The following is a 13,297-nucleotide window of genomic DNA, read 5'->3' as shown; positions in this document are numbered from 1 at the left end:
CTCATCGAAAAGTCTGGCTTCTCTATTGGCTGTAATAGTGATTTTTCTTCCTCGTGACAGCCGCAGGCTTATTATCTCAGCACGCTATTTAGTGTCTCCACCATCTGACTGTCCACAACATTGTCCTTTCATACGTGCGCTTTAGATTCGTTTTCCACTCAGATGGATGGAATTGAGAGAATAAATGTCATGTCTGGTCGGCAACATTTGCGGTCTGTGTTTTATCCATAAACCCTCGATAATCAGTTCTGTTTATCTAAGTCATGAATTTAATTAATCGATATATGAAATAATATCAATTTTATTCATGTGTAAGTCCCTGTATAACTTCTCTCACCGCTGAAAGCACAAGTGATTTTGTAAGACCTAATTGAAGCTGGAAGCAACTATTAGGCATAAACAGTGAGCAGCGAGTGAAATGAATCAAGATGATATTGCATTTAACAGGACACGAATCACGATGAATACAGACTTTGAGTATACGATTAAGCGCATTCGTTTCGACGAGAATTATCAGCCTTCTGATAACACACGGATCACGACCAACTTCGCTAATTTAGCGAGAGGAGAGAGACGCCGGGAGAATTTGCGTAATGCTTTAAGAATGGTAGACAGTCGTTTCAATGCCTTAGCGAATTGGGATAACCCTAAAGGGGAACGTTATGCTGTCGAGCTTGAAATCATTTCGGTCGACATTGATATTGAAGGCAATGGTCAACACTTTCCATCTATTGAAATGTTGAAGACCTATATCGTTGATAAAAAAACAAACAAGCTTATCGATGGCATCATCGGTAATAATTTTTCATCCTATGTACGAGATTATGATTTTAGTGTGTTACTGCTGGAACATAATAAAGGACGGTCTCAATTCACCATTCCGGATAGATTTGGTGAGCTTCATGGCAAGTTGTTTAAAGATTTTGTGTGCTCAGATACTTACAAAGCGAATTTTAATAAACCGCCAGTGATTTGCCTGAGCGTGTCTGATAATAAAACCTACGAGCGCACTGAAAATCAGCACCCCATCCTAGGAGTCGAGTACAACGCTAATGAACCGTCTCTCACAGAACAATATTTCGAAAAAATGGGCTTTAAAGTTCGCTACTTTATGCCTCCAAATAGTGTGGCGCCATTGGCATTCTACTTTTTTGGCGACTTACTCACGGATTACACCAACCTTGAGCTTATCGGCACGATCAGCACCATGGAAACATTTCAGAAAATCTACCGACCAGAGATTTATAACGCCAATGCCGTGGCGGGTAATCTCTACAAGCCTAATCTGAGACATGCTGATCACTCAATTACACAAATTGTGTATGACCGAGAAGAACGCAGTCAGTTAGCTGTTAAACAAGGCAAATTTGCAGAAGAGCATTTCATCAAACCATATCAGGCCGTGCTGCAGAAATGGTTTGAGAATTACGCTTCCTAGTCTACTTACAATATAGAAATTATGATTATGAAAAAACTATTACCCACATCAACAGCTGGTAGTTTGCCGAAACCATCTTGGCTGGCAGAACCTGAAAAGCTCTGGTCTCCTTGGAAATTAGAAGGTGATGCATTAGCCCATGGTAAACACGATGCTTTAAAACTGTCACTACACGAACAACAACGTGCTGGTATTGATATCGTCAGTGATGGTGAACAATCACGCCAACACTTTGTGACCACATTTATTGAACATCTTGATGGGGTCGACTTCGATAAGCGTGAAACAGTCAAGATCCGTGATCGTTATGATGCCAGTGTTCCAACGGTTGTGGGAGCGGTAAGCCGACAAAAACCTGTTTTTGTCGAAGATGCCAGATTTCTGCGTGAACAAACAGATCAGCCAATTAAATGGGCGCTGCCTGGTCCTATGACCATGATTGATACTTTATACGATGGTCATTACAAAAGTCGTGAAAAGCTGGCCTGGGAATTTGCCAAAATTTTGAATCAAGAAGCAAAAGAACTCGAAGCGGCCGGAGTCGATATTATTCAGTTTGATGAGCCGGCTTTTAACGTGTTTTTTGATGAGGTGAATGATTGGGGAATGGCAACCCTGGAAAGAGCTGTAGAAGGACTCACTTGTGAAACAGCTGTTCATATTTGTTATGGCTACGGCATCAAAGCCAACACTGATTGGAAAAAAACATTAGGTTCAGAATGGCGACAATATGAATCCATCTTTCCCAAGCTACAACAGTCCAGTCTTGATATGATTTCTCTGGAATGTCACAACTCACATGTGCCGATGGAGCTCATCGAACTGATTCGAGGTAAGAAGATTATGGTGGGTGCCATCGATGTGGCGAGCAGCAGCATAGAGACGGCAGATGAGGTGGCGAATACCCTGCGACAAGCACTTCAATTTGTGGATGCCGAAAACCTTTACCCTTGTACGAACTGTGGTATGGCTCCTTTGCCACGTGACTTGGCGCTTGGCAAGCTGAAGGCATTGAGTGCTGGAGCAGACATCATCAGAAATGAACTGTCGCCTTAAACGTAAATGTAAAACCCATGAGGCCATACCAGTCTCGTGGTGTGATTACGAGTGTTTTATCGCATAGAGAAGTAAACGAGTGTGCTTGAATTCATAACAACAAATATCACCACATTTTTGGCCCTGATGGCGACTGGCATATTTGCTGGCGTGCTGGCAGGATTACTGGGAGTAGGGGGCGGCATTGTCATTGTGCCCGTGCTGTTTTTTCTGTTTCAAGGCTTTGGCGTCTCGCCAGATTCTGCCATGGTCATTGCAACAGCCACATCCTTGGCCACAATTGTGCCAACATCACTCAGCTCGATTTATTCACACAGTAAGAAAGGTAATGTCGATTTCGCTCTTTTAAAGCGCTGGGCCGTGTTTATTCTTGTTGGTGTTTTAATAGGAAGTTGGTTGGTGACACGTGTTGATGGAGTGTGGCTGACAGCATTATTCGGCATTATTGCGACCTTATCAGCATTGAATATGTTGATAAGGACAAATAAATCTGCCTTATTTCAGCAATTACCCGCCAAGCTGGGGCAATCAGTGATGGGCTCGGCTATTGGCTTTTTTAGCTCTATGGTGGGTATCGGCGGAGGCACACTCTCCGTGCCATTACTGACTTTATATAACTATCCCGCACACAAGGCCGTTGGTACTGCGGCAGCCATAGGTTTAATTATCTCCTTACCTGGCGCTCTTACCATGTTGTTTATCGGGAGCACACCATTAGATGCCCCTGCAGGTACATTTGGTCTGGTGAATATCATCGGCTTTGTATGTATTGTGCCGCTGACGGTATTATTTGCTCCGGTTGGCGCTACCCTGGCAGTCAAATTAAATGCTCGAAATCTCAAGAAAGTGTTTGCAGTTATATTGTTGATAACCGGGCTACGTATGTTAGTTCAAGTATTTATGTAAACAGCTGACAGTAGCTTTTAAGATGAGTACATATTAGGAAGCATCCTTTCGGCCCCTAATATCTGCAACGATTTACTGAACGCGTCATATCAGTATAAATAGGCTCTTATTTATATAAGAATGAGAGCAGCCAACAATTTTTCCGTATCTTCTTAATTGGATGACAAAACGGATGCTGTAAGAAAGTATCAATTGAGAAATATGGCAGACGTTGATTGCTTAACTGGAAAATAAAAGTCGCGTTAATCAGCTTAGTGAGTCTATTTTTAACTAGCTTATATTAGGAGAGGCAGGGAGAAGGGGTAGAGGTTTAACGACAAAGACAGATGGCGCGCCCGGCACGATTCGAACGTGCGACCGCCTGGTTCGTAGCCAGGTACTCTATCCAGCTGAGCTACGGGCGCTATCTATCTGTGATCGTTTATTGAAATAAAAAAGCAGTCCCGATTTCTCGGTGACTGCTTGATTATGTACTTAAATGGCGCGCCCGGCACGATTCGAACGTGCGACCGCCTGGTTCGTAGCCAGGTACTCTATCCAGCTGAGCTACGGGCGCTAAAGCCGCTTATTATACAAGCATACAAAGATGCCTTCAATAAATTTATGGCGGAGAGCGAGGGATTCGAACCCTCGATAGGGGTAAACCTATACGCCCTTAGCAGGGGCGCGCCTTCAGCCACTCGGCCAGCTCTCCATCAAAGCCGCCTAGTATATCAGATGATAACGATTTGGCTAGTGATAATTGTAAATTTAACTCACATTTGGCTGATCTTTTTCAGCCTGAATGCGATCGTAGATTTCTTCACGGTGTACGGTGACGTCTTTAGGAGCGTCTACACCAATTCTTACCTGATTACCTTTAACACCAAGTACGTTTACAACAACATCGTCACCGATGATGAGTGATTCGCCAACACGACGTGTGAGTATTAACATGTTTTTTTCCCCTTACTCTCAAAAATTAGGCCGAGGTATCAGGAGAATTATGATGACTCCTTTCGATTGATCAGGCCTCGTGCCTTTGTCCTATTCATTTATGTAGAGGTCTTCTCGCCTCTTTATTCATGGACTATAAAAAAAACTTTTTTATCCATTGTTCAGATAATATTTTATCAGGAACAGAACATCTAAGCGATAAAATCATCTCAAAAACATGACGAGACTCAAGCATTTAGCTTTTAAGCAGGTGCTTGTTCTAGATTAAATGCCTTGTGTAATGTTCTGACACCCAGCTCCAGGTATTTCTCATCAATAACTACAGAGATTTTGATTTCTGAAGTGGATATCATACTGATATTGATGTTTTCTTTTGCTAGTGAACCGAACATTGTGCTGGCAATACCTGCGTGCGAGCGCATGCCTACACCGACAACAGAGATTTTGGCAATTTTTTCGTTACCATTAACTTCTCTAGCACCCAGCTCCTCAGCCGTTCTTTGTAAGATAGTTAATGCTGCTTGATAGTCATTGCGATGAACAGTAAATGTAAAGTCTGTTGTCGAGTCATGACCGGTATTTTGAATGATCATATCGACTTCAATGTTCTCAGCTGCGATAGGGCCGAGAATTTGTGAAGCAATGCCAGGGTGATCAGGTACACCAAGAATAGTCAGTTTGGCTTCATCACGATTAAATGCAATACCTGAAATTAAAGCTTGTTCCATTGATGGGTCCTCAGCCGCGATTAATGTGCCACCACCTTCAGTAAATGAGGAAAGGACACGTAATGGGACGTTATATTTACTCGCAAATTCGACAGAGCGTATTTGCAAAACTTTTGCACCTAAGCTGGCCATTTCCAGCATTTCTTCGAAAGTAATAGAGTCTAGGCGACGTGCTTCAGAAACAACTCTGGGATCAGTGGTATAGACGCCATCGACATCGGTGTATATCTGGCATTCATCCGCTTTTAGTGCAGCTGCTAATGCAACAGCCGTTGTGTCACTACCACCGCGACCAAGAGTGGTGATGTTACCATTCTCATCACACCCTTGAAATCCTGCAACCACCACCACTTTGCCCTGATTGAGATCCTGACGAATATTCTTGTCGTCAATCTCCATAATCCGTGCTTTGTTATGTGCATTATCAGTCAGGATGCGGACTTGACTGCCTGTATAAGAAACAGCGGGCATACCCATTTGAGCAAGTGTCAAACTGAGCAGTGCAATGGTAACTTGCTCACCTGTTGATAAAAGCACATCTAACTCACGGCCACGCGGGTTATCGCTTAGTTGTTTGGCTAAATCGATTAAACGATTTGTTTCGCCACTCATCGCTGAAACCACAACGACTAAATCATGACCTTGATTACGATAATCAATGATCTTTTTGGCTACTTCGCGGATACGTTCAGCGGAGCCAACAGATGTGCCACCATATTTTTGAACAATTAAAGACATGCTTAGTTTTCCAACTTCGAAGTCACCCAGTCTGGTACAGAAGCTAGAGCTGCTGCCAGGTTCTGAGGTTCATTACCGCCGCCTTGAGCCATATCAGGACGACCGCCACCTTTACCACCAACCTGACTAGCTATATGACCAACCAGATCTCCGGCGCGGATTTTATCGGTAATATCCTTAGTAACGCCAGCAATAATTGTAATTTTTTCATCCTGAACAGCGGTGAGTACAATAGCAGCCGTGCCAAGCTTATTTTTGAGCTGATCGACGGTGTCTCGAAGTGATTTACCATCAGCGCCTTCCAACGTGGAAGCCAATACTTTGATACCGTTAATGTCGGTAGCAGAATCTGCTAAATCATTGCCTGCACTGCTGGCTAATTTGGCTTTTAATACGTCCAGTTCTTTTTCTAACTCACGTTGTCTTTGTACCAGCTGTGAGGCTTTGTCTTGTACATTGGCAGGTTTAGCTTTTAGTAACTCAGATACATCAGTGAGGGTTGATTCCATTTGCTCTATGTAATCAATCGCTTTTTCACCGGTGACGGCTTCAATACGACGCACACCCGATGCAATACCCGCTTCAGAAATAATTTTGAGCATACCGATGTCACCGGTTTGTTTAACGTGGGTACCACCACAGAGTTCGATTGAGAAATCGCTCATGCTCAATACGCGGACTTCGTCATCGTATTTCTCGCCAAACAAAGCCATTGCGCCGCTTTTCTTCGCTTCTTCTATGGCCATTAAACGAGTTTCAACAGGGTGGTTGAGGCGAATTTGTTGGTTTACTAAATGTTCGATTTCACGTAGCTGAGCTCGTGTCACAGGCTCAAAGTGTGAAAAGTCAAAGCGCAAACGTTGTGGATTGACTAATGAACCTTTCTGCATCACATGCTCGCCAAGAACTTTACGTAAAGCCGCATGTAATAAATGCGTCGCTGAGTGATTTAATGCTGTCGCCAGACGGTTATTTTCATCAATCTGTGCGGTGACATGTTGACCAACTTGGAAACGGCCATGTTCACATCGACCGATATGTGTGAATGCTTGAGATTGTTTACGCGTATCGGTAACCGTGAAGCTCGCGTTATCTGCGTTGATGTCACCGTGATCGCCTACCTGACCACCAGACTCAGCATAAAAAGGGGTCTTGTCTAATACGATTAACCCTTCTTGACCTTCAGAAATGCTATCAACATGTTCGCCATTGACGATGATTGCCAGGATGGTGCTGTCATGTTGAGTGAGGTCATAACCACAAAATTCTGTACTACTATCAATAGTAATTTGGTCTGATAAACCACCTGAGAACTGGCTCGCACTACGGGCACGACTACGTTGTGCTTCCATGGCACGTTCAAAACCAGCGATATCAATTGTCAGGCCGCGTTCGCGAGCAATATCTGCAGTCAGATCGATAGGGAAGCCGTATGTATCATAGAGTAAGAAAACAGTTTCACCTGGAATCTCTTTATCACCCATGTCTTCAATGGCTTGGTCCAGAATTTTTAACCCATTATCCAGCGTGTCAGCAAAGCGTGTTTCTTCTTGTTGAAGTGCTTTTTCAACAAGCTCCTGCGATTGGGCAAGTTCAGGAAATGCTTCGCCCATTTCATCAACAAGAGGTTGCACCAGCTTGTAGAAAAAGTTGTCTTTGAGTCCGAGCTTATGACCATGACGAATCGCGCGACGGATAATACGACGCAAGACATAACCACGGCCTTCATTCGATGGATAAACACCATCGGTGACCATGAATGAACATGAGCGAATATGATCGGCGATAACGCGTAGTGAGAAGTTAGTGTGATCTTCTGTACCAGACAGTTTTTGAATCGCTTGGATCAGATGTTGGAATAGATCAATTTCGTAGTTGTTATGAACGTGTTGTAGCACGGCTGCCAGACGTTCAAGCCCCATGCCCGTATCAACAGAAGGTTTTGGCAACGGTGTCAAGGTACCATCAGCTGAACGGTTGAACTGCATGAAGACCAGATTCCAGATTTCGATATAACGATCGCCATCTTCTTCTGGTGTGCCAGGCGGACCACCGGCAACATCTTCACCGTGGTCATAGAATATTTCCGAGCATGGGCCACATGGACCTGTATCACCCATTGACCAGAAATTATCTTTTGCGCCAATACGGGAAAAACGTTCTGCTGAAACACCAATTTCTTTTAACCAGATATCAGCCGCTTCATCATCTTCCTCGAAAACGGTGATCCACAATTTTTCAGCAGGCAGCCCAAGTGTTTCTGTTAGAAACTCCCATGCATATTGAATAGCTTCACGCTTGAAGTAATCACCAAAGCTGAAGTTACCCAGCATTTCAAAGAACGTATGGTGGCGAGCGGTGTAACCGACATTTTCCAAGTCATTGTGTTTACCGCCGGCACGCACACATCGCTGTGACGTGACAGCACGCGTGTACTTACGCGTCTCTTGACCTAAGAAGGTTTCCTTAAATTGCACCATACCTGCATTGGTGAATAGAAGAGTGGGGTCATTAGCAGGGACAAGAGGACTACTTGCTACGACTTCATGACCTTTACTTGCGAAAAAGTCGAGAAACAACTTGCGAATATCTGCGCTACTTTTCATCGTCGGTTAAATTAAAACTTTCCGTTATCTGTTCATGAGTAAATCCCCGATACTGTAAAAACCTTTGCTGTTTTGCTCGGCTTTTATAATCATCAGGTATTTCCTCGCCAAAACGCTTACAACGTACTTCTGAGGCAAGCGTAAACCAATCTATTTCTGCCGCGGTCATGCATTCGGTGATGATGTCGGCAGCCACACCCCGATCTTTTAATTCCATGTTGATGCGAACCGCACCATAACCTCGATTTGCTCTCGAACGGATAAAGCTTTCAGCAAATCGAACATCACTTTGCAGATTTGTTTCTTTTAGTTGTTGAATAACTTTCTCAACTTCTTCTGCATCAAAACCTGCTTTGTTGAGCTTTTGTGCCAATTCATGAGCACTATGTTCGCGGTTGGCTAAATAGCTTACGGCTCGTGCACTGGCTGATTGCTTCACGCCTCGACGTCGTCCTCAACAGCGCTATCATCTTTTTTGGCTGTCTTTTTAGGCAACATGGTTTCACGTATTTTGCTTTCAATTTCAGCCGACATTTCTGGGTTTTCTTTAAGATAGCCACGCACATTATCTTTACCCTGACCGATACGTGTTCCGTTGTAGCTATACCAAGCGCCTGATTTTTCGACAATATTCTGTTGAACGCCTAAATCAATCAATTCACCTTCACGTGAAATACCTTCACCATACATGATGTCGAATTCAACCTGTTTGAAGGGCGGAGCGACTTTATTTTTGACGACTTTGACACGGGTTTCGTTACCCAGAATCTCATCACCTTTTTTGATTGCACCAATACGTCTGATATCCAAACGTACAGAGGCATAGAATTTAAGCGCGTTACCACCTGTTGTGGTTTCAGGGTTACCAAACATGACACCAATTTTCATACGAATCTGGTTGATGAAGATAACCAGCGTATTGGAGCGTTTAATGTTAGCGGTCAGCTTACGTAATGCTTGTGACATTAAACGAGCCTGAAGCCCCATGTGACTGTCACCCATATCACCTTCGATTTCCGCTTTTGGCGTCAATGCGGCAACGGAGTCTACCACTACGATATCCACAGCACCGGAACGAACCAGCATATCGGTGATTTCTAAGGCTTGTTCACCTGTGTCAGGCTGAGAAACCAGCAGGTCATCAATATTGACACCTAATTTTTCAGCGTAAACAGGATCAAGAGCATGTTCAGCATCCACAAACGCGGCTGTACCACCTGTTTTTTGCATCTCAGCGATAGCATGCAACGTCAATGTAGTTTTACCTGAAGATTCTGGTCCGTAAATTTCAATAACACGACCACGAGGAAGACCACCTATACCAAGTGCAACGTCTAGCCCAATTGAGCCAGAAGATACGGCTGACACGTCACGAGCTGCGACATTATCACCCAGACGCATAACAGAGCCTTTACCAAATTGCTTCTCAATTTGACCAAGCGCGGCGCCTAGCGCTTTTTTCTTATCGTCATCCATTGCACTACCTCTGAAGCTGTTTTTAATAAATCCTTCGATTATCCCATAGATAGCAGTCAGTCTCTAGCGTTTTTAATGATTCCGGATAAGGCCGCTAACACGGCTTGTCGTCTGACACTTTCTCTATCCCCATCGAATTGAAAAAGCTGACTGCTGACTTTATCTCTTTGAGATGCCCACGCTATCCATACTGTACCAACAGGTTTGTTTTCTGTACCGCCACCGGGGCCGGCAATACCGGTTAATGACACGCTAATATCGGCTTTCGAATGGCGAAGTGTACCTATCGCCATTTCCTCGGCTACTAACTGACTGACAGCGCCATATTGATCGAGTGAAGCTAACTTGACGCCGAGTTGCTCGTGTTTAGCCTGGTTACTGTAGGTGACGAAACCTCGTTCAAACCAGCTCGAACTACCGGCAAGATCAGTGCAACATTTCGCCACCCAGCCACCAGTACATGATTCTGCTGTCGCCAACATTAAATGCTTTTTATTTAAAGTTTCAGCGACTTGAATGATTTTTGCTTGCAGTGATGCGTCAGAAATATTTTGCATGATATAAACTATAAAAATGACTCAAATTCAAAATCATACTCCAATGATGCAGCAGTATCTGCGCATCAAAGCCGAACATCCGGAATTTTTGCTGTTTTATCGTATGGGCGATTTTTATGAGCTCTTTTTTGACGATGCTCATAAAGCCGCCGAACTGCTTGATATCACATTAACGGCCCGTGGCAGCAGTAACGGTGCATCGATTCCTATGGCGGGGGTGCCTTACCATGCGGCAGATAATTATTTATCAAGGCTTATTAAGCTGGGTGAGTCTGTTGCTATTTGTGAGCAAATAGGTGATCCGGCAACGAGTAAAGGTCCTGTTGAGCGACAAGTTGTCAGAGTTCTGACGCCAGGTACATTGACGGAAGAAGCACTGCTGGATAGCCGCAATGAAAATCTCCTGCTCGCTATTTGTGAAGAAAAAGGGCGATATGGATTAGCTTATGCTGAGATTAGCAGCGGGCGGTTTATTATCAGTGAACTAGATAATGCTGAATTGTTAAAAGCGGAATTAGCCAGGTTACAACCCGCAGAAATTTTATTAAGTGAAACATTACTGGCGGGGTTTGAGGCGTTTGAAAAACAACTGCGCAAGCTACCGGAGTGGCATTTTGAATTAAAGGCAGCCAAAACTCGATTATGTGAACAATTCAATACAACTGATCTAAAAGGTTTTGGCTGTGAGGGACTGGATATTGCTATTCGCGCTGCCGGATGTTTAGTGAACTACGCACAAGAAACACATAGAACAGCGTTGCCTCATTTGCGCCAACTTAGTGTTGAGTATTCGAAAGACAGCATTCGACTGGATCCACAATCACGAAAAAATCTTGAACTTGAACGTAACCTGGCAGGAGGCATTGAAAATAGCCTTATTTCGGTACTTGACAGGACCGCGACACCGATGGGCGCACGTATGTTGAGACGCTGGTTAATGCGTCCAATACGTGATCACAAAACATTAGTCGATAGACAAGGTGTGATTCAGGAGTTTTTGGAACACAACAGTTTCAACGACTGTCATGATTTGATGAAGTCGTTGGGAGATATTGAACGTATTTTGTCACGGATGGCGCTTCGCACAGCCAGACCTCGTGATTTTATGCATATTCGACGTCTTTTAGAAACGCTGCCTGAATTACATCAGTTATTAAAATCGAAGCAAAGTACCCATCTGCGACAACTGGATCGACAGTTAGGCACGTTCAGTGAATTACTTCTGCTATTACAACAAGCGATTATCGATGAACCGCCGGTTCTCATCAGAGATGGTGGGGTTATTAAAGCAGGTTATAACGAGGAGCTGGATCGTTTACGCGATCTGCATAAAAATGCCAGTGGCTTTTTAGATCAACTTGAACAACAAGAACGCCATAGAACAGGCGTTAATACGCTCAAAGTAGGCTATAACAAAGTGCATGGCTATTTTATCGAACTTAGTCGTGCTCACGATATTACATTGCCTGATGAATATGTTCGGCGTCAGACATTAAAAAACGCTGAGCGGTACATCACACCTGAACTGAAACGCTTCGAAGAACAGGTTCTCAGTGCGAACGAAAAAGCATTAGCTTTAGAAAAGGCGCTTTACGATGAATTGTTCGATAAAGTGGCCCCAGAATTAATGGCCTTATCAGAATGTTCTATGTCATTAGCTGAGCTGGATGTGCTTGCCAATCTTGCTGAGCGGGCCGAGACATTGGATTATGTCGCCCCTGAGTTTGTGAATGATGCTGGAATCCATATTGAAGCAGGTCGACACCCGGTTGTGGAAGTGTGTCAAAACCAAGCTTTTTGCGCTAATGATCTGAAATTAACCGCTGAGCAGTCCACATTAATTATTACCGGTCCCAATATGGGGGGTAAGTCGACCTATATGCGTCAGACAGCATTGATCGTCCTAATGGCACATATGGGCAGTTATGTGCCGGCGAGTAAAGCGATTATCGGGCCCGTGGATCAAGTCTTTACCCGTATCGGGGCATCAGATGACCTAGCTTCAGGTCGTTCGACCTTCATGGTGGAAATGAATGAAGCGGCGACTATCCTGAACAACGCTACACGCCATAGCCTGGTTTTAATGGATGAAATTGGCCGTGGAACCAGTACCTTTGATGGTCTAGCTTTAGCGTGGTCATGTGCTGAAAAACTGATTCGTGATATCGGCGCTTATACCTTATTTGCGACACATTACTTCGAGATGACACAACTACCCGAGTTATTTGAGCAAGCCAGGAATGTGCATCTGGATGCTATCGAACATGGTGACAAGATTGTCTTTCTTCATCAGTTGAAAGAAGGGGCCGCCAGTCAAAGCTATGGTCTTCAGGTAGCTCAGCTTGCTGGTGTGCCTGCTGATGTAATTAAAGCCGCCAAAACCAAATTAAAGCAACTGGAACAGACCCACTACTCAGTCGACACGACAAACGCGCAGCCACAACAAGACTTATTTACCCAAGAAGCAGAATCTTCGCCGCTTGAGAAACGACTAGAGCAAATAAACCCCGATGAACTAAGCCCAAAACAAGCATTAGATATCTTGTATGAGCTTAGCCAATTACTCAGGCACTAGTGAAGGTGCTGTTTTTTCTGATTCATAAAGTCGCCGAGTTTTTCTGGACGGGGAGGCATTTGAACATGATATCCCTGCGTTTCCAGATTCTTCATCACGGTGATGACATCTTCACGGGCGAGTGGTTTTTCGGGTGACAACTCAAGCTCCATAACGAACTGTGGCTCTTTTCCCATTGAGTCATAGAGCGCCTGTGGGACTTCTGAAAAATCATCTTTCTTGCTGATGTAAAGATATAACTCTTCTTTTTTTAGACTTTTATAAATATACGTTTTCATTAT

At 44.0% G+C, this 13,297-nt stretch carries 11 protein-coding genes and 3 tRNA genes; 4 read left to right on the top strand and 10 right to left on the bottom strand.

What is annotated here, in order from left to right; genetic code table 11:
- Positions 1–418 precede the first annotated feature (418 nt).
- The 3 genes from QUE24_RS01525 to QUE24_RS01515 all read left to right on the top strand — a co-directional run bounded on the left by QUE24_RS01525 (position 419) and on the right by QUE24_RS01515 (position 3,400).
- Entirely contained in the window at positions 419–1,438 is a 1,020-nt protein-coding gene (locus QUE24_RS01525; protein ID WP_286304932.1) for a DUF1852 domain-containing protein, read from the top strand.
- Between the two features lie 27 nt (positions 1,439–1,465).
- Positions 1,466–2,494, top strand: a complete 1,029-nt coding sequence (locus QUE24_RS01520) for a methionine synthase (RefSeq protein WP_286304931.1) — start codon at positions 1,466–1,468, stop codon at positions 2,492–2,494.
- A gap of 81 nt (positions 2,495–2,575) precedes the next feature.
- Positions 2,576–3,400 carry a sulfite exporter TauE/SafE family protein gene (locus QUE24_RS01515; protein WP_286304930.1) on the top strand — a complete coding sequence of 275 codons (825 nt, stop codon included), beginning with the start codon at positions 2,576–2,578 and terminating at the stop codon, positions 3,398–3,400.
- Between the two features lie 327 nt (positions 3,401–3,727).
- On the opposite strand, the gene QUE24_RS01510 is transcribed toward QUE24_RS01515, so the two are convergent.
- The 9 genes from QUE24_RS01510 to QUE24_RS01470 form a co-directional block, all read right to left on the bottom strand.
- A tRNA-Arg gene (locus QUE24_RS01510) sits at positions 3,728–3,804 on the bottom strand.
- Positions 3,805–3,879: 75 nt separating this feature from the next.
- Positions 3,880–3,956, bottom strand: a tRNA-Arg gene (locus QUE24_RS01505).
- 48 nt (positions 3,957–4,004) lie between these two features.
- Positions 4,005–4,094 (bottom strand) — tRNA-Ser (locus tag QUE24_RS01500).
- Between the two features lie 56 nt (positions 4,095–4,150).
- Complete coding sequence (gene csrA / locus QUE24_RS01495) at positions 4,151–4,336, bottom strand: carbon storage regulator CsrA (protein WP_091711813.1); 186 nt, start codon at positions 4,334–4,336, stop codon at positions 4,151–4,153.
- Positions 4,337–4,578: 242 nt separating this feature from the next.
- Positions 4,579–5,802 (bottom strand): aspartate kinase, encoded by a 1,224-nt coding sequence (locus QUE24_RS01490; protein WP_284722466.1) that lies wholly within the window; start codon positions 5,800–5,802, stop codon positions 4,579–4,581.
- A gap of 2 nt (positions 5,803–5,804) precedes the next feature.
- Positions 5,805–8,408: an alanine--tRNA ligase gene (alaS, locus tag QUE24_RS01485; RefSeq protein ID WP_286304929.1), complete on the bottom strand. Its 2,604-nt coding sequence runs from the start codon at positions 8,406–8,408 to the stop codon at positions 5,805–5,807.
- The gene (locus QUE24_RS01480; protein WP_284722468.1) at positions 8,398–8,847 is read right to left on the bottom strand and encodes a regulatory protein RecX; all 450 of its coding nucleotides are present in this window, start codon (positions 8,845–8,847) and stop codon (positions 8,398–8,400) included. The genes alaS and QUE24_RS01480 overlap by 11 nt, the downstream gene beginning before the upstream one ends.
- Complete coding sequence (recA, locus tag QUE24_RS01475) at positions 8,844–9,884, bottom strand: recombinase RecA (protein ID WP_284722469.1); 1,041 nt, start codon at positions 9,882–9,884, stop codon at positions 8,844–8,846. Before recA ends, QUE24_RS01480 begins: the two co-directional genes overlap by 4 nt.
- Positions 9,885–9,940: 56 nt before the next feature.
- Positions 9,941–10,441, bottom strand: coding sequence for a CinA family protein (locus tag QUE24_RS01470; RefSeq protein WP_286304928.1), 501 nt, complete (start codon positions 10,439–10,441; stop codon positions 9,941–9,943).
- Between the two features lie 16 nt (positions 10,442–10,457).
- On the opposite strand from QUE24_RS01470, the gene mutS reads away from it, so the two are divergent.
- Entirely contained in the window at positions 10,458–13,016 is a 2,559-nt protein-coding gene (gene mutS, locus QUE24_RS01465; protein WP_286304927.1) for a DNA mismatch repair protein MutS, read from the top strand.
- Here mutS and QUE24_RS01460 read toward each other — a convergent pair.
- Positions 13,013–13,294, bottom strand: a complete 282-nt coding sequence (locus tag QUE24_RS01460) for a YcgL domain-containing protein (protein WP_284722472.1) — start codon at positions 13,292–13,294, stop codon at positions 13,013–13,015. The genes mutS and QUE24_RS01460 overlap by 4 nt on opposite strands.
- Positions 13,295–13,297: the final 3 nt, after the last annotated feature.

It is taken from the genome of Methylophaga marina (genome assembly GCF_030296755.1).
GTDB lineage: Bacteria > Pseudomonadota > Gammaproteobacteria > Nitrosococcales > Methylophagaceae > Methylophaga > Methylophaga marina.
Note: the sequence above shows the minus strand (reverse complement) of the source record. Positions and strands in the feature narration are given on the sequence as shown.

Bases quoted from the DNA above. Each gene is read 5' to 3' on its own strand.
- QUE24_RS01490 (WP_284722466.1), bottom strand. From the start codon at position 5,802: ATGTCTTTAATTGTTCAAAAATATGGTGGCACATCTGTTGGCTCCGCT.
- QUE24_RS01460 (WP_284722472.1), bottom strand. From the start codon at position 13,294: ATGAAAACGTATATTTATAAAAGTCTAAAAAAAGAAGAGTTATATCTT.
- QUE24_RS01520 (WP_286304931.1), top strand. From the start codon at position 1,466: ATGAAAAAACTATTACCCACATCAACAGCTGGTAGTTTGCCGAAACCA.
- recA (WP_284722469.1), bottom strand. From the start codon at position 9,884: ATGGATGACGATAAGAAAAAAGCGCTAGGCGCCGCGCTTGGTCAAATT.
- QUE24_RS01470 (WP_286304928.1), bottom strand. From the start codon at position 10,441: ATGCAAAATATTTCTGACGCATCACTGCAAGCAAAAATCATTCAAGTC.
- mutS (WP_286304927.1), top strand. From the start codon at position 10,458: ATGACTCAAATTCAAAATCATACTCCAATGATGCAGCAGTATCTGCGC.
- csrA (WP_091711813.1), bottom strand. From the start codon at position 4,336: ATGTTAATACTCACACGTCGTGTTGGCGAATCACTCATCATCGGTGAC.
- QUE24_RS01525 (WP_286304932.1), top strand. From the start codon at position 419: ATGAATCAAGATGATATTGCATTTAACAGGACACGAATCACGATGAAT.
- alaS (WP_286304929.1), bottom strand. From the start codon at position 8,408: ATGAAAAGTAGCGCAGATATTCGCAAGTTGTTTCTCGACTTTTTCGCA.